Origin of the sequence: Olleya sp. AS48, from assembly GCF_038900355.1 — a bacterium.
Lineage (GTDB): Bacteria > Bacteroidota > Bacteroidia > Flavobacteriales > Flavobacteriaceae > Olleya.
Map to the genome: position 1 here is coordinate 365,125 of NZ_JBBMRD010000001.1, position 17,317 is coordinate 382,441.

General features: G+C 31.9%; 18 protein-coding genes. 11 read left to right on the top strand and 7 right to left on the bottom strand.

All coding sequences use genetic code 11. The features are described 5' to 3' along the window. Positions 1 to 88: 88 nt before the first annotated feature. Positions 89 to 1,264, top strand: coding sequence for a proline dehydrogenase family protein (locus WNY60_RS01715; protein ID WP_145001773.1), 1,176 nt, complete (start codon positions 89 to 91; stop codon positions 1,262 to 1,264). Here WNY60_RS01715 and WNY60_RS01720 read toward each other — a convergent pair. The 7 genes from WNY60_RS01720 to WNY60_RS01750 all read right to left on the bottom strand — a co-directional run bounded on the left by WNY60_RS01720 (position 1,261) and on the right by WNY60_RS01750 (position 5,895). Beyond that, positions 1,261 to 1,644, bottom strand: coding sequence for a hypothetical protein (locus tag WNY60_RS01720; protein WP_342861286.1), 384 nt, complete (start codon positions 1,642 to 1,644; stop codon positions 1,261 to 1,263). The two genes, WNY60_RS01715 and WNY60_RS01720, sit on opposite strands and share 4 nt — an antisense overlap. Before the next feature lie 22 nt (positions 1,645 to 1,666). Further along, the gene (locus WNY60_RS01725; RefSeq protein WP_342861287.1) at positions 1,667 to 2,866 is read right to left on the bottom strand and encodes an alanine dehydrogenase; all 1,200 of its coding nucleotides are present in this window, start codon (positions 2,864 to 2,866) and stop codon (positions 1,667 to 1,669) included. A 54-nt stretch (positions 2,867 to 2,920) separates the two neighbouring features. Continuing rightward, positions 2,921 to 3,064, bottom strand: a complete 144-nt coding sequence (locus WNY60_RS01730; RefSeq protein WP_186439183.1) for a hypothetical protein — start codon at positions 3,062 to 3,064, stop codon at positions 2,921 to 2,923. A 36-nt stretch (positions 3,065 to 3,100) separates the two neighbouring features. Continuing rightward, positions 3,101 to 3,646, bottom strand: a complete 546-nt coding sequence (locus WNY60_RS01735; protein ID WP_145001770.1) for a hypothetical protein — start codon at positions 3,644 to 3,646, stop codon at positions 3,101 to 3,103. Continuing rightward, positions 3,588 to 3,731, bottom strand: coding sequence for a hypothetical protein (locus WNY60_RS01740; protein WP_186439182.1), 144 nt, complete (start codon positions 3,729 to 3,731; stop codon positions 3,588 to 3,590). The genes WNY60_RS01735 and WNY60_RS01740 overlap by 59 nt, the downstream gene beginning before the upstream one ends. 169 nt (positions 3,732 to 3,900) lie before the next feature. Beyond that, positions 3,901 to 4,314, bottom strand: a complete 414-nt coding sequence (gene tsaE, locus WNY60_RS01745) for a tRNA (adenosine(37)-N6)-threonylcarbamoyltransferase complex ATPase subunit type 1 TsaE (RefSeq protein WP_145001769.1) — start codon at positions 4,312 to 4,314, stop codon at positions 3,901 to 3,903. Positions 4,315 to 4,341: 27 nt separating this feature from the next. Next, a complete protein-coding gene (locus WNY60_RS01750) occupies positions 4,342 to 5,895 on the bottom strand; it encodes a bifunctional response regulator/alkaline phosphatase family protein (protein ID WP_342861288.1) in 1,554 nt (517 codons plus the stop codon). A 37-nt stretch (positions 5,896 to 5,932) separates the two neighbouring features. Here WNY60_RS01750 and WNY60_RS01755 point away from each other — a divergent pair, with 37 nt between their 5' ends. The 10 genes from WNY60_RS01755 to fabG all read left to right on the top strand — a co-directional run bounded on the left by WNY60_RS01755 (position 5,933) and on the right by fabG (position 17,290). Continuing rightward, positions 5,933 to 7,162, top strand: a complete 1,230-nt coding sequence (locus WNY60_RS01755) for an HD domain-containing protein (protein WP_342861289.1) — start codon at positions 5,933 to 5,935, stop codon at positions 7,160 to 7,162. Between the two features lie 25 nt (positions 7,163 to 7,187). After that, positions 7,188 to 8,216 (top strand): UDP-3-O-(3-hydroxymyristoyl)glucosamine N-acyltransferase, encoded by a 1,029-nt coding sequence (gene lpxD / locus WNY60_RS01760; protein WP_339807831.1) that lies wholly within the window; start codon positions 7,188 to 7,190, stop codon positions 8,214 to 8,216. Beyond that, positions 8,203 to 9,609 carry a bifunctional UDP-3-O-[3-hydroxymyristoyl] N-acetylglucosamine deacetylase/3-hydroxyacyl-ACP dehydratase gene (locus WNY60_RS01765; protein ID WP_339807829.1) on the top strand — a complete coding sequence of 469 codons (1,407 nt, stop codon included), beginning with the start codon at positions 8,203 to 8,205 and terminating at the stop codon, positions 9,607 to 9,609. The genes lpxD and WNY60_RS01765 overlap by 14 nt, the downstream gene beginning before the upstream one ends. Before the next feature lie 10 nt (positions 9,610 to 9,619). Then, entirely contained in the window at positions 9,620 to 10,405 is a 786-nt protein-coding gene (lpxA, locus tag WNY60_RS01770) for an acyl-ACP--UDP-N-acetylglucosamine O-acyltransferase (RefSeq protein ID WP_028282084.1), read from the top strand. 23 nt (positions 10,406 to 10,428) lie between these two features. After that, positions 10,429 to 10,995 (top strand): elongation factor P, encoded by a 567-nt coding sequence (gene efp, locus WNY60_RS01775; RefSeq protein WP_145001764.1) that lies wholly within the window; start codon positions 10,429 to 10,431, stop codon positions 10,993 to 10,995. An 11-nt stretch (positions 10,996 to 11,006) separates the two neighbouring features. Beyond that, complete coding sequence (locus WNY60_RS01780) at positions 11,007 to 11,942, top strand: UDP-3-O-(3-hydroxymyristoyl)glucosamine N-acyltransferase (RefSeq protein WP_342861290.1); 936 nt, start codon at positions 11,007 to 11,009, stop codon at positions 11,940 to 11,942. Continuing rightward, positions 11,943 to 12,335 (top strand): nuclear transport factor 2 family protein, encoded by a 393-nt coding sequence (locus WNY60_RS01785; RefSeq protein ID WP_342861291.1) that lies wholly within the window; start codon positions 11,943 to 11,945, stop codon positions 12,333 to 12,335. It abuts the gene before it with no gap. A 96-nt stretch (positions 12,336 to 12,431) separates the two neighbouring features. Continuing rightward, entirely contained in the window at positions 12,432 to 13,304 is an 873-nt protein-coding gene (gene sucD / locus WNY60_RS01790) for a succinate--CoA ligase subunit alpha (RefSeq protein WP_292945185.1), read from the top strand. 106 nt (positions 13,305 to 13,410) lie between these two features. After that, the gene (locus WNY60_RS01795; protein WP_342861292.1) at positions 13,411 to 16,380 is read left to right on the top strand and encodes an insulinase family protein; all 2,970 of its coding nucleotides are present in this window, start codon (positions 13,411 to 13,413) and stop codon (positions 16,378 to 16,380) included. 163 nt (positions 16,381 to 16,543) lie between these two features. Then, entirely contained in the window at positions 16,544 to 17,290 is a 747-nt protein-coding gene (gene fabG, locus WNY60_RS01800; RefSeq protein WP_145001759.1) for a 3-oxoacyl-[acyl-carrier-protein] reductase, read from the top strand. Positions 17,291 to 17,317 lie beyond the last annotated feature (27 nt).

Below are 17,317 nucleotides of genomic sequence, written 5' to 3' on the forward strand. Positions count from 1 at the left end.
GTAAAAACGTTAATGGGTAAAATTAATAGTTTTTTTAAAAAATAAGACTAATGAGTAGTATATTTGTGCTGTCAAAATTAAAATTATTATGTTGGACAACACTATTTTTGAAAACACTGAAGTTGCATTCAAGCTTAAAAGCAATACTGAGTTAGATCGTGCTTACTTTTTGTTTAAAATGATATCTAATCAACCCTTAGTTAGAATAGGTACAGCAGCTACAAATTTTGCTTTAAAAGCACATTTACCTGTAGAAGGCTTGATTAGAGCGACTGTTTTTGATCATTTTTGTGGTGGAATAAATGAACAAGACTGTTTACCAGTTATTGATAAAATGTATACTGCAGGTGTTTGTTCGGTTTTAGATTATTCTGTTGAAGGTAAAGCTGTCGAAAATCAATTTGATTCTGCTAAAGAAAAAATAATGAAGCTTGTCGAGTTTAGCGATAAGAAAGACGCTATGCCAATTGTAGTCTTTAAACCAACAGGTTTAGGTCGTTTATTTTTGTTTCAGAAAAAAGGAGAAAGAAAAGCTTTTACTGATGCTGAGCAGCAAGAATGGGATAGAGTAGTGGCTAGATATCACGCCATTTGTAAAATAGCAAAAGAAAGAGATGTTGAAGTTTTGATTGATGGCGAAGAAAGTTGGATGCAAGACGCTGCAGATGATTTAGCGGTAGAAATGATGAAGGTTTATAATACAGATAAACCTATTGTTTATAATACCTTACAAACGTATAGACACGATCGTTTAGCCTTTTTAAAAGTATCGCATGAGCGTGCTAAATCTGAAGGTTATACTTTAGGTTATAAGATTGTTAGAGGTGCTTACATGGAGAAAGAGCGTGAACGTGCTAATGATAAAGGTTATGAATCACCGATTTGTAAAGACAAAATCACGACCGACAGAAACTTTAATGATTGCTTATTATATATTTTAAATAATTTAAATACAATCTCAATATTTATTGGTACACACAACGAAGAAAGCTCTTTATTAGCCTTAAAACTAATGACAGAATTAGGAATAAGTAAAGATGATAATCGTGTTTGGTTTGGTCAATTATATGGTATGAGCGATCATATTAGCTTTAATCTAGCTGCGCATGGTTATAATGTTGCAAAATATTTGCCTTTTGGACCAGTTAAAGACGTGATGCCATACCTAATTAGACGTGCAGAAGAAAACACATCTGTTGCTGGACAAACAGGACGAGAGCTTACTTTATTAAAAAAGGAGCGTAAAAGACGAAAATCTAATTAATCTAGAACTTTTATAGTTTGCAAGGTTGCAATGCTATCACAGTTTTCTATATAAAATTCGTAGTTTTTACTGTCTTTAGTTTCACCATAAATAAAATACATACCACAAGGTTCTTTTCTAGGTTCACTTTTAGAAAAATCTACATCTCCTTTTTTAAGGATGTAACTTATTGCAGAGGTGTCAATAGCTTTTTTGTCTAAAAGTGCTTGACTGTCTGCAGAGAAGTGTAGTGTTTTTGTACGTATATTCTTTAAGACTCTTCCTTCTGGACCATAATTATACTCGCAAGAGACACCTCTTCCGTTTAGGAAAAAAGCTAATAAAACTAAACCAATAGAGAATCCACCTAAATAGTAACCAATTCTGTGTAATATTTTCATTCTAATAAATTGAATTGCAAATTTAGAATATTAATAGGTTTATATCACTATGATTTAAGTCAAACCATTCGCCAACTGCACGACTTGTTAAAATTCCGTGATAAAAATACAATCCATTTTTTAAACCTTTATCAAATCTAATAGCGTGTTCTAAACCTCCATTATCTGCAATTTCTAATAAATAAGGCGTAAAAATATTACTAATAGAAGCAGAAGCGGTTCTAGAGTAGCGAGCAGGAATATTTGGTACGCAATAGTGGATTACGCCATTTTTAATATAGGTTGGGTTATTATGTGTCGTAATTTCGCTAGTTTCAAAACAGCCTCCCATATCAATGCTTACATCAATAATTACAGATCCTTTTTTCATGCTTTCCACCATGGTTTCAGACACAATAATTGGTGCTCTATCTTTTCCTCTTACAGCTCCAATGACTACGTCACAGCGTTTTAAGGCTTTACTTAAATATTTAGGTTGAATTGTGGATGTGTATAGTGTGCGTCCAAGATTAGCTTGTAAACAACGTAATTTTGTAATAGAATTGTCAAAAACCTTAACATTAGCACCAAGTCCAACAGCGCTTCTGGCAGCAAACTCGCCAACGGTTCCAGCACCTAGAATAACCACTTCTACAGGAGGAACACCACTAATATTTCCAAACATTAAACCATTTCCATTACTAGAATTACTCAATAACTCCGCAGCAATCAGTACGGAAGCAGTTCCAGCAATTTCGCTTAAAGCTCTAACCGCAGGATATGCACCATCCGCATCACGAATAAATTCAAAAGCTAAAGCAGTGATTCGTTTTGCAGCTAGTTTTTCAAAATATTTTTTAGATTGTGTCTTAATCTGTAAAGCAGAGATTAAGGTGGTTTGAGGATTAATTAATTCTAATTCGTCTAAAGTAGGTGGTTCTACTTTTAAAATCATTGGGCAAGAATACACTTTTGCAGTATCTTTTGTGACTTCAGCTCCAGCTTCGCTATAATCTTTATCGCTAAAATTAGAGCCTTTACCAGCTTCAGACTCAATTAAAACACGATGACCATTACTAACAATTGCTGATACAGCGTCAGGAGTAAGGCAAACACGTTTTTCTTGGAATGCGGTTTCTTTAGGAATACCAATAAATAAACTGCTTTTGTGTTTAAAAATCTCTAAAGTTTCCTCTTGAGGTAATAATTCTGCTTTTGAAAATGGAGACAGTGGTTTAGACATTATTAATGTGGTTTTTAAAACTGAAACAAATTACAAATTATTGTAATTAAAGCATTAAAAATAAAGTCTTATTTTTTCCCAAAAGGTTGTAGGCTTTTTAAAAAGCTCTTCTTCTTGTTCTTCTAAGGTTTTATTAGCCTTAGCATTGTTAAATAAATTTTGAACAAAACTATTAATAATATAGTAGGTTTTAAGCATTTTAAGTAGGGTAGTATGGGGGTTTTTAGGGTGGTATTAAAAATATTGTTTAATCTTTCCCCAAAACGTTTTTGGTTTAAATGTTAATTCGTCTTCTAGGTCTTGTATTGTTTTGTCAACCGTATTTAATCTATTAAATATTCTAGCTCTAACTAAATATATTGATGGAATAATTATTGCCATAAATGGTAGCATATGAATTAAATTAAATTCATCAAAATAATATGTGTTATTTAAGGCAAAATGTATTAATTGATAACTATACATCATAATTGGTACTAATAATGCATGATACCACCAGTGTCGACAGGTAAAGAACCAAATAAATAGCAGTAGTAATGGAATTAACTTACCTGTTATTGTCCAAACAACAATTTGAACATTTTCGTAAACTACACTATTAAATTTGTAAAAAAAAGTGTCCCAAACTTGTTGGTCTGGAACACTTTCATAAATGTAAAACAGATAAGGAGTTAAAGCAATGAATGTTGCTATAATCGAACCTGAAATTATTATTTTTCTATTAACCTGCTGGTGGGATTTTGATTTTTCTTCCGTCGATTTCTGTTGTTTGTTGTCCATTTAAATCAATAAGATTTGTTGCTTGTGCAGTGAATAATACACCACCAAAAATAGCTAATGCTATTACGTACTTTTTAGTTTTCATTTTGTTAGGGATTTAATTAATTATACCTCTAAAGTATATAAAATCTCTAATCAAAAATAGGCCAAATGTTAAAATTATGTTAAAATCAAGCTTTTTTTAATTTCTTGTTGTGGTTTAAACCACACTTGGTCAAAAATACACTATTTATTGAAAGAAAAAAGAGATTTTTTTAATCATTATTGGTTAGCGTGAGCTCGCGAGTCGTATTTTCTGACAATACAATTTGAATGGTGGTAAACTGGTCTTGTAGCAAGGGTTTTAGAAGATTTGGCCATTCTACAAAAATGTAATGATCTGAGTATATATAAGTTTCTATACCAAAGTTGTATAACTCTTCTTCATCCTCAACACGATAAAGGTCAAAATGAAAGATGTTATCATTTAAACCTTTATACTCATTAACTAATGAAAACGTTGGGCTGCTAACTAGGTCGTCGCTACCCAATAAGCTTACAAGTGTTTTTATTAATGTTGTTTTACCAACACCCATGTCACCTTCAAACAATATTATTTTAGAGGTTGCTGCTTCTAAGACTTGTTTTGCAACTGTTTCTACTTGTTCTATATTATATTGTATAGTCACTTTAAACTTTTTTTTTGCAAAAATATATTATTTAGGACTTAATACTACAAAAGGTATAATCATTTCTTCTAAAGATACACCACCATGTTGGTAAGTGTTTCTGTAGTAACTTACATAATGATTGTAGTTATTTGGGTAAGCAAAAAATAAATCACTTTTTGCAAATATAAATGAGCTATTCATATTAATAGAGGGCAAATGGATTGTTTTTGGATCTTTAGCAGCTAGGACGTCTTTGTTTTCGTAGCTTAAACTACGACCTGTTTTGTAACGTAAGTTTAAACTTGTGTCTCTGTCTCCAATAACTTTTGATGGGTTTTTAACATTAATGGTTCCGTGATCTGTTGTAATTATAAGTTTAAATCCCATGTGTTGGGCTTGCTGTATCATTTCTAATAAAGGTGAGTTTTTAAACCAACTTTGAGTTAAACTTCTATAAGCTTTATCGTTAGAGGCTAATTCTTTGACGACATCCATTTCTGTTTTAGAGTGCGAAAGCATATCTACAAAGTTATAAACCACAACCGTTAAATCGTTTTCTTTAAGACCTTTAAAGTTATCTGCTAGTTTTTTTCCAGACGCAAGATTGGTAATCTTATAATATTCATGTTTAAGGTTTGTAAGTCCTAAACGCTTCATTTGGGCATTTAAAAAGTCAGCTTCATGTAAGTTTTTACCACCTTCATCTGTATCGTTTTTCCAATATTCTGGATGTATTTTTTCCATGTCACTTGGCATCAACCCAGAGAAAATAGCATTTCTGGCGTATTGAGTGGCTGTAGGTAAGATGCTATAAAAGGCTTCTTCTTTTTGCTTTTTGTAGTGGTTGTTTACAAAAGGTTCAAACGCTTTCCATTGGTCGTATCTTAAATTATCAACGACTACTAATAAGGTTGGTTGCTCTTTGCTTAGTTCTGGCGCAATTTTTTCTCTAAATAAGGTATGTGATAAAATTGGTGCATCAGTGTTAGGCTCAAACCATAAAGGGTAATTTTTGTCAATAAATTTACCAAACTGTGTGTTAGCTTCGTTTTTTTGTGACTCTAAAATTTCAAACATACTAGGGTCTTCAATGTCTTCTAATTGAATTTCCCAATAAATTAGCTTTTTGTAAAGATCTACCCATTCTTCATAACTATTAACCATGGACATATCCATCGCAATTTTTCTGAATTCTTGTTGATAATTAGAGGTTGTCTTTTCAGACACCAATCTAGAATGATCTAAGTTTTTCTTTAAACTAAGTAGTATTTGGTTTGGATTTACTGGCTTTATAAGGTAATCGGCAATTTTATTACCAATAGCCTCTTCCATAATATATTCTTCTTCACTTTTAGTAATCATCACTACAGGAAGTGTGTCTTGTTTTTCTTTAATTTCGTTTAAAGTTTCTAAACCACTTAATCCAGGCATGTTTTCGTCTAAAAAAACAATATCAAATTTTTTCTCATCTAAAATTTCTAAAGCTTCTGTTCCACTATTACAAGTGGTTACTTTATAGTTTTTTTGTTCTAAAAAGATGATATGAGGCTTTAATAGATCTATTTCGTCATCAACCCAAAGAATATTTATATTGTTCATGTATATTTGTGTATATTAATTAAATAAAGGATTAAGCTTGAAAGCAAGTAACAAACTTAAAATACTAAACGATCCAATTTACGGATTTATTACTATACCAAATTCTATAATATTTGATTTAATAGAGCATAAATATTTCCAACGACTGCGACGTATCTCTCAAATGGGTTTGTCCTATTTAGTATATCCAGGTGCGCATCATACACGTTTTCATCACGCTATTGGTTGTATGCATTTAATGCAAAAAGCAGTGCAAGTGCTTCGTTTTAAAGGGGTTGAAATTTCTGAAGACGAAGAAAAAGCGCTTTATATAGCTATTTTACTACACGATATTGGTCATGGACCATTTAGTCATGCAATGGAACATAGTATTGTAAGTGGTGTTTCTCATGAAGAAATATCGTTGTTATTTATGGAAGCTTTAAATATAGAATTTAACGACGATTTAACACTTGCCATTCAAATTTTTAAAGGAGACTATCACAGGACCTTTATGTTGCAATTAATCTCTAGTCAAATTGATATGGATCGCGCAGATTACTTAAAACGTGATAGTTTTTATACTGGTGTGTCCGAAGGTAATATTAATAGTGAGCGTTTAATAACAATGCTTAATGTTAAAGATGATCAATTAGTTATTGAAGATAAAGGTATATATAGTGTAGAAAAATTTTTAGTAGCTAGACGCTTAATGTATTGGCAAGTTTATTTACATAAAACCAGCTTAGTCGCAGAGCAGTTATTAATACGAGTGCTAAAACGTGCTAAAGAATTGGTAGCAAAAGGCGTTTATCTAGAAGCAAGTAAACCGTTATCCTTTTTTTTAAAAAATGAAATTACTATTGACAAATTTGATGCAGATTGTCTAGAAACATTTGCTAAATTAGATGATTATGATATTGTTGCAGCAATGAAAAATTGGCAATATCATGATGACTTTGTTTTAAAAAATCTTTGCGAGATGATTATAAATAGACATCTTTTAAAAGTAAAAATAAAGAAAAAGCCTATTTCAAAAGACGTTTTAATAGCACATAAAGCTAATTTGCAATCAAAATATAATATTACTGATGCAGATGCAGACTATTTTGTGTTTACAGGACAGATTAGTAATCAAGCATATTCAAGAAAAAAACAAAATATAAATATCTTACATAAAAATGGTAAAGTTGAGGATATAGTTAAGGCTTCAGACCAACTTAGCTTAAAAGCGTTGTCAAAACCAGTGACTAAATATTATATATGCTATCCAAAAGACCAACTTTAGCACATTTTTTCTATTTTTGTTGACAATGAAATTTACCGCAGAACAAATAGCAGGTATTTTAGATGGTGTCGTAGAAGGCAATCCTCAAGTAGAGGTATCTAAATTATCTAAAATAGAAGAAGGTGTAGAAGGCGCTTTGACCTTTTTGGCAAATCCAAAATACACACATTATATATATACTACAAAAGCATCAATTGCTATTGTAGCAAAAGACTTTGTACCTGAGCAAAACGTTAGTTGTACTTTAATTAAGGTGGATGACGCGTATAAGTCATTTTCAAAATTATTAGAGTATTACAATCAAGTAAAGCTAAATAAGTTTGGGATTGAACAACCAACCTCCATATCTGATACAGCTAAAGTTGGAAAGGATATTTACATTGGTGCATTTACAGTAGTAGGTGACAACGTAAAAATTGGAGATAATGTAAAGATTTTTCCTAATTGTTATATAGGAGACAATGTTATAATTGACGATAATACAGTGTTGTTTTCTGGAGCAAAAATTTATTCAGACTGCGTGATTGGTAAAAATTGTGTAATTAATTCTGGAGCTATAATTGGAGCAGATGGATTTGGTTTTGTACCTGATGATCAAGGCGAGTATAGTAAAGTACCACAAATTGGAAATGTTATACTTGAAGATTTTGTTGACATTGGAGCAGCTACAACCATTGACAGAGCTACTTTAGGATCTACAATAATTAGACGAGGTGTAAAATTAGATAACCAAATCCAAATAGCACACAACGTAGAAATTGGAAAAAACACAGTAATAGCTGCTCAAACAGGTATTGCAGGTTCAACTAAAATTGGCGAAAATTGCCAAATAGGAGGTCAAGTAGGTTTTGCAGGACATTTAACTATTGGAAACAATGTTAAAATACAAGCACAATCAGGAATAGGTAGAAATATTAAAGACAATGAGGTGTTACAAGGTTCGCCAGCATTTAGCTACGTGGATTGGAATAAATCTTATGTGTATTTTAAAAATCTTCCAAAATTAGCTAAAACAATAAACGAATTAGAAAAAAAAGGAAATGGGAATAATTAGTACTGACATAAAGCAAAAAACAATACTTAAGGAGGTATCCCTTAAAGGTGTTGGCTTACATACAGGAAAAGAGGTAACATTAACCTTTAAACCTGCACCAGTAAATGCTGGATTTTCTTTTAAAAGAATAGATTTAGAAGGAAACCCTGTTATAGAGGCAGATGCAAACTATGTGACTAACACACAACGTGGAACTTGTTTAGAAAAAAACGGAGTTACCATTCAAACGTGCGAACATGTATTAGCTGCTTTAGTAGGTTTAGATATAGATAATGCTATTTTAGAACTAGATAACTCAGAACCACCAATTATGGATGGATCTTCTAAGTTTTTTGTAGAAGCATTAGAAAAAGCAGGTATTGAAGAACAAGATGCTTTTAGAGAAGTGTATGAGGTAAGCGATGTTATCTCTTACACAGATGAAGAGTCTGGTAGCGAAATTTTAGTAATGCCAGCAAAAGAGTATCAAATTACAACAATGGTTGATTTTGGGACTAAAGTATTAGGTACACAAAATGCAACATTAAATAATATGTCCGATTTTAAAAAGGACATATCAGATTCTAGGACGTTTAGTTTTTTACATGAATTAGAATCATTACTAGAGCATGGATTAATTAAAGGAGGTGATTTAAATAATGCTATCGTTTATGTAGATAAAGAATTGTCTGATTCTACAATGGAAAAATTAAAATCAGCTTTTAATAAAGATGCAATTGCTGTTAAACCAAATGGGATTTTAGATAACTTAACCTTACACTATCCTAATGAAGCAGCAAGACACAAACTACTAGATGTTATTGGTGATTTAGCTTTAATAGGAACACGCATTAGAGGTAAAGTAATTGCTAATAAACCAGGTCATTTTGTAAACACTCAGTTTGCAAAAAAAATGTCCAAATTAATAAAAAACGAAAGACGTAATAACGTACCAAATATTGATTTAAACCAAACTCCGGTTATGGATGTTAATCAAATTATGGACATGTTACCACATAGACAACCTTTTTTATTACTAGATAAGGTTTTTGAATTATCAGACAATCATGTTATTGGTCTTAAAAATGTGACCATGAACGAGGAGTTTTTTAAAGGTCACTTTCCAGGAGCACCAGTAATGCCAGGCGTTTTAATAGTAGAAGCTATGGCGCAAACAGGTGGTATTTTAGTTTTAAGTACCGTTCCAGACCCAGAAAATTATTTAACTTTTTTCATGAAAATGGATAATGTTAAATTCAAACAAAAAGTAGTGCCAGGTGATACGTTAATATTTAAATGTTCATTAATAACACCAATAAGACGTGGTATTTGCCATATGCAAGGTTATGCTTATGCAAACGGTAAATTATGTGCAGAAGCAGAATTAATGGCACAAATAACAAAAGTAAAATAATACTAAAAAAATGAACCAACCCCTAGCATACGTTCATCCAGGAGCGAAAATCGCAAAAAATGTGGTTATTGAGCCATTTACTACTATAAGCAATAATGTAATTATTGGAGAAGGTACGTGGATTGGTAGTAACGTAACAATTATGGAAGGCGCAAGAATCGGTAAAAATTGTAATATTTTTCCTGGTTCTGTAATTTCTGCGGTACCACAAGACTTAAAATATAATGATGAAGATACACTTACAATCATAGGTGATAATGTTACTATAAGAGAGTGTGTTACAATTAATAGAGGTACAACTGACAGAATGAAAACTGTTGTTGGAGATAACTGTTTAATAATGGCATATTGCCATATTGCTCATGATTGTATCGTAGGTAATAATTGCATATTTTCTAATAATTCAACTTTAGCTGGACATATAAATATAGGTGACTATGTTGTTTTGGCAGGTATGACAGCTGTACACCAATTCTGTTCAGTAGGTAGTCATGCTTTTGTAACAGGAGGATCTTTGGTGCGTAAAGATGTGCCACCTTTTGTAAAAGCAGGTAGAGAGCCACTATCTTACGTAGGAATTAATTCTGTTGGTTTAAGACGTAGAGGTTATACCACTGAAAAAATTAGAGAAATACAGGACATATTCAGAATTTTATACCAAAAAAATTACAACAACTCGCAAGCTGCTGCTATTATTGAAGCAGAAATGGAAGCAACGACAGAAAGAGATGAAATTCTTCAGTTTATAAAGAATTCTCATCGTGGAATCATGAAAGGGTATTTCAAATCAAATTAAAAATTAAAAATTAAAAAATAAAAATGGCAACGACTTCAGATATTAGAAACGGACTATGTATTAGATATAACAATGATATCTATAAAATCATTGAATTTTTACATGTTAAACCAGGTAAAGGACCAGCTTTTGTTAGAACAAAAATGAAAAGTGTAACTAACGGTAAAGTGTTAGATAATACGTTTTCTGCAGGTCATAAATTAGAAGATGTAAGAGTAGAAACACATAAATTTCAGTATTTATATAATGATGGCGAATTTTATCATTTTATGAATGAAGCGGATTATTCTCAAATTAGATTATTAGAGTCTGCTTTAGATACACCAGATTTAATGAAAGAAGGTGAAGTGGTTACTATTCAAATCAATTCAGAAGACAATATGCCACTTTCTGTAGATATGCCAGCAACCGTAATTTTAGAAGTAACAGCTACTGAGCCAGGAGTTAAAGGTAACACTGCTACTAATGCAACAAAACCTGCAACGGTAGAAACTGGAGCAACTGTTAACGTTCCTTTATTTATTAATGAAGGCGATAAAATTAAAGTTGAAACAGACAAAGGGACTTACAAAGAACGTGTAAAGGAATAGTCTGGAGTTAAATGAAATTTCCAAAGCCATATACATTACAAGACATTGCAAAAATTATAGACTGTACGTTTGTAGGAGATGCTAATTTTGAAGTGCTAGGCATGAACGAGATTCATGTAGTAACACCTGGAGATATTGTTTTTGTTGATCACCCAAAATACTATGATAAAGCCTTAAATAGTGCAGCTACCATTGTTTTAATTAACAAAGAGGTGGATTGTCCTACAGGTAAAGCATTGTTAATTAGTGATGATCCTTTTAGAGATTTTAATAAACTTACGTCATATTTTAAACCATTTACTAGTTCAAATGTAGCGATATCAACATCAGCAAAAATTGGCGTAAATACAGTAATACAACCAAATTGTTTTATAGGTCATAATGTTACTATTGGAGATAATTGTGTAATCCATTCTAACGTAAGTATATACGACGACACGGTTATTGGAAACAATGTTACCATCCATGCTGGAAGTATTTTAGGTGCTAGTGCTTTTTATTATAAAAATAGACCAGAAGGATTTGATCAATTAAAAACTGGAGGTAGAGTAGTAATACACGATAATGTAGATATTGGTGCATTATGTACTATAGATAAAGGGGTTACAGGAGACACGACCATTGGGGAAGGCTCTAAATTAGATAATCAAATCCAAGTTGGGCATGATACCATTATTGGTAAAAAATGTTTAATTGCCTCTCAAACAGGTATTGCAGGATGTTGTATTATTGAAGATGAAGTTACACTTTGGGGACAAGTAGGAACAACTAGCGGAATTACAATAGGTAAAAAAGCTAATGTTTTAGGTCAAACAGGTGTGACAAAATCCATAGAAGGCGGAAAATCCTATTTTGGGACGCCAATTGAAGAATCAAGAGTAAAATTAAAAGAGTTGGCATATATTAAGCGAATTCCTGAAATAATTAAACAATTAAAAAACAAATAGATGTCAGCCAGAGCAATTGTAAAAGCCTTTTATAGTTTAGATTTAGCAAAAGCAGATAATGCGATTGAAATGTTTGATAAAAATTGTCAATTGCATTGGAATAGTAGTCAAGGATATACAGCCTTAGATTATAACGGTATTGACCAAAAGCTAAAGGAGATTAGACAATCATTTGTGTCATTTACTTATAAATTAAGTCATTTACTAAAAGAAAATAATACCATTACAGCTAGATATACAGCCTATGCAGCTACAATTGAAAGACCTGATAAGGTGGAGCCAATAGCTCATTTTATTTCAATCTGGGAAGTAAAGGATGGACTTTTATATAAAGGATACGAAATAAGTCAATTATTTGATGAAAATCCTTCTAGTTTATCATCATATTCGTAAAATAAAATTTAAAATACTTTTAGTAATCGCAATCAAAAACTTACTTTTGCATAGCAAAGAACAATTCAACATAAAATTTCTTAATCAATACAAAACATGAGCGTTTTAGTAAACAAAGATTCAAAAATAATAGTTCAAGGATTTACAGGTAGTGAAGGTACTTTTCACGCAGGTCAAATGATTGAATACGGAACAAATGTAGTAGGTGGTGTAACACCAGGTAAAGGTGGTCAAACACATTTAGACAGACCAGTTTTTAACACAGTGCAAGAAGCTGTAGATAAAGCAGGAGCAGACACTACAATCATTTTTGTACCACCAGCATTTGCAGCAGACGCAATAATGGAAGCTGCTAACGCAGGAATTAAAGTAATTATTTGTATTACAGAAGGTATTCCTGTAGCAGATATGATTAAAGCAGCAGCTTATATCAAAGACAAAGACTGTAGATTAATTGGACCTAACTGTCCAGGCGTTATCACTCCAGGAGAAGCTAAAGTTGGTATTATGCCAGGTTTTGTTTTCAAAAAAGGAAAAGTTGGTATCGTATCTAAATCTGGTACATTAACGTATGAAGCTGCGGATCAAGTTGTAAAACAAGGATTAGGAATCACTACTGCAATTGGTATTGGTGGAGACCCAATTATTGGAACAACTACAAAAGAAGCGGTTGAGTTATTAATTAATGATCCAGAAACTGAATGTGTTGTTATGATTGGTGAAATTGGTGGTCAATTAGAAGCAGATGCTGCTAACTGGTATAAAGCTTCAGGAAGTAAAAAACCTATCGTTGGTTTTATCGCAGGAGAAACTGCACCAGCAGGACGTACAATGGGTCATGCAGGAGCAATTGTAGGTGGATCTGATGATACAGCTCAAGCTAAAAAAGCAATTATGAGAGAATGTGGTATTCACGTAGTAGATTCTCCAGCTGAAATTGGTAAAAAAGTAGCCGAAGTTATGGCTTAAATTACTTAACACTAATGTGTTAAAATAATCCAAATAAATAAACGTTTAAAGTTCGTTAGCTTAATTTAGCTAACGAACTTTTTTTATTAATATAATCAACCAAAAAATGAAACATTTAAAACTAATTTTAGCTTTAGCTGTAATTACTTTTGTTGCTAGCTGCAAAAAAAGTAATTCGGATACAACCGCAGCTAAAACAGAAACACAAAAGGATGCCAATGGATTTAGTTATCAAAGCGTAGCTAATGACCCGACAGGGTTAAGATTGTATACCTTAGATAATGGTCTAAAAGTATATTTAAGCAAAAACACCGATGAGCCTAAAATCCAAACTTACATTGCAGTAAGAGCTGGTTCTAATTACGATCCCAAAGAATCTACTGGATTAGCACATTATTTAGAGCACATGGTCTTTAAGGGTACCGATCAGATTGGTACAGTTAATTGGGAAACTGAAAAAAAATATCTAGACACTATTTCTAATTTATACGAAAAACATAGAGCTGAAAAAGATCCAGATAATAAACTAGCTATTTATAAAGAGATTGATCGAGTGTCTTTAGAAGCATCAAACTATTCAGTAGCTAATGAGTATGATAAAATGTCAAGCTCTTTAGGTGCTACAGGTACTAACGCTTATACTTGGTTTGAGCAAACAGTGTATACCAATAAAATTCCGGTAAACGAATTAGACAAATTTTTAGCACTAGAAAGCGAGCGTTTTGGACAAGTAGTCTTACGTTTATTTCATACAGAATTAGAAGCTGTTTTTGAAGAGTTTAATAGAGGCCAAGATAATGATGGTCGTAAACGTTATGCAGCTATGCTGGAAGGTTTATTCCCTAATCATCCTTATGGTCAGCAATCTACTATTGGTACTGCAGAGCATTTAAAAAATCCTTCTATGATAGATATTAATAACTATTTTGACAAATATTATGTACCAAATAATATGGCAGTCGTTTTAGTTGGTGATTTAGATTTTGAATCAACCATACAAAAAGTGAACAATACCTTTGGTAAGTTTGAAAGAAAAGAAGTAGAGCATCCTGTACTACCTAAGGAAGAGCCATTAACTGCAATAGTAGAAAACGAGGTGTATGGACCAACTGCAGAAAGTATTTCTATAGCCTACAGAACAAGCGGAGTTAATACTGAAGAAGAAAAACTTGTAACCTTAGCAGATATGATTTTGGCTAATGGTAACGCTGGTTTGATGGATTTAAATTTAAATCAAAAGCAATTAGTGCAATATGCTGGATCTTCAACAACATTTTTAAACGATTATGGTTACCATTCTTTAAGTGGATCACCTAAAGAAGGTCAGTCGTTAGAAGAGTTAAAAGGTTTAATGTTAGATCAAATTAACAAACTTAAAAAAGGTGAATTTGAAGATTGGATGATTGATGCAGTTATCAATGATCTTAAAAAATCTCAATTAAAGCAATTTGAAAGTAGTACAGCTGTAGCAGATGCTTATGTTGATGCTTTTATTCATAACGAACAATGGGAAGACAAAGTCCGTTTTTTAGACGACCTAAAAAAGATTACAAAACAACAATTGGTGGATTTTGCTAATTCATTTTACAAAGATAATTACGTTGTAACGTACAAACGTAAAGGTAATGACGACAAAATCGTAAAAGTACAAAACCCAGGAATTACACCTGTTAATCTTAATAGAGGTGCTAATTCTAAATATATCGAAGACTTTAATAAAATGGAGTCAGAAGCTTTAAAACCTGTCTATGTGGATTATGCTTCAGCTATTAAAACAACTAAAACCGATAGCGGAATTAAAGTGTCATATATTGAAAATGAATCAAATGATTTATTTGACTTAAACATCATTTTTGATATGGGAAGTGATAATGACAAAAAATTAGATTTAGCAGTAGGTTATTTAGAGTATTTAGGCACAGATAAATATTCAAATGAAGACTTGAAAAAAGAATTTTATAAATTAGGAATAGATTATTACGTTAATACAGGTAATGAGCAAACTTTTATTGGTTTAAATGGGTTAAAAGAAAATCTTCCAAAAGGTCTTGAGCTGTTAGAAGAATTATTGGATAATGCTGTACCAAACCAAGAAGCATATAGTAAATACGTGCAATCTATTGCTAAAGGAAGACAAAATAATAAAACTAATAAAGGTAGTATTTTAAGAAGTGGTTTAATGAATTATGCTAAATATGGCGAAAATTCTAGCTTACGAAATATCATTCCTGTAACAGAATTAAATAGTATTAATCCTCAAGAATTAGTAAATCTAACCAAAGATTTAAAAAACTACAAACAGCGCATGTTTTATTACGGTAAAGATGTCGATAATGCAATTTCAGCTATAAATAAATCTCATAAAGTAAGTCAAGATCTTAAAGATTATCCTGAAGCAGTTGCTTTTACAGAAAAAGAAACTGGAGGAAATGTGTATTTTGTAGATTTTGACATGGTACAATCAGAAATGATGTTTTTAGCAAAAGGAGAACCTTTTAAAGCAGAAAACATGGCTGCATCTACATTATTTAACACCTATTTTGGAGGAGGTTTATCCTCAATAGTTTTTCAGGAAATTAGAGAATCTAAATCATTAGCATATTCTGCATGGTCTAATTATAGTACTGCTAGAGAAAAAGACGATTCTAATTACGTAATGGCATACATTGGTACTCAGGCAAACAAAATGCCACAAGCAGTGGAGGCTATGATGGGATTAATGAATGATATGCCAGAGTCTGAAGCACAGTTTAATGCAGCTAAAGAGTCTACTTTAAAGCAAATAGCAGCACAACGTATTAATAAATCTAGTATTTTCTGGAGTTATGAAAGACTTCAAAAATTAGGAATCTCAGAGGATAACAGAGAAGCTATGTATAATGCAATTAAAGATATGACTTTAGCGGATTTACGCGAGTTTTTTAATAAAAACATAAAAGGAGAAGATTATAACGTTATGGTAATTGGTAACAAAAAAGATGTGGATTTAAAAGCTCTAAATAAATTAGGAAAAGTACAAGAGATGGATGTGGATTATTTATTTAATTACGAAAAACAAGAAGACGTTAAAATGTAATTAAAACAACATAAAGAGACTGCAAGAAGGCTATAGATTAAAACCTCATAATTGTATAAATTATGAGGTTTTTTTATACATAACAATTTGTAATTACTATATTTGAATTAGTAAACTAACAATATATTTTCGATTAAATCGAAAAACAAAAAATAGATCATAAATGAAACTTTTAGAAGGGAAAACAGCAATTATTACAGGTGCTTCCAGAGGTATTGGTAAAGGGATTGCTCAAGTATTTGCTCAGCAAGGTGCAAATGTAGCATTCACTTACAGTTCGTCTGTAGAGGCTGCAAACGAGTTAGAAAAAGAATTAAATGCTTTTGGTGTAAAAGCAAAAGGATATAAAAGTAACGCAGCAAGTTTTGACGAAGCACAGCAATTAGCAGAGGATGTTTTAGCAGAATTTGGTAGCATTGATGTCTTAATAAATAATGCAGGTATTACTAAAGATAACTTGTTAATGAGAATGGGTGAACAAGATTTTGATCAAGTAATTGAAGTTAATCTTAAGTCTGTTTTTAATATGACAAAAGCAGTACAACGTACTATGTTAAAGCAACGTAAAGGATCTATAATTAACATGAGTTCTGTAGTTGGTGTCAAAGGTAACGCTGGACAAACTAACTACGCAGCATCAAAAGCTGGTATTATTGGTTTTTCTAAATCTGTAGCTTTAGAGTTAGGCTCTAGAAATATTAGAAGTAATGTGATTGCACCAGGTTTTATCGAAACAGAAATGACTGCAAAGTTAGATGAAGAAACCGTTAAAGGATGGCGTAATGCTATACCACTTAAGCGTGGTGGTACACCAGAAGATATTGCTAATGTATGTGTGTTTTTAGCATCAGATATGTCTGCCTATGTAACTGGACAAACTATAAATGTTGATGGTGGAATGTTAACCTAAAATTGGGTTAACCACAAACGGTCTTAC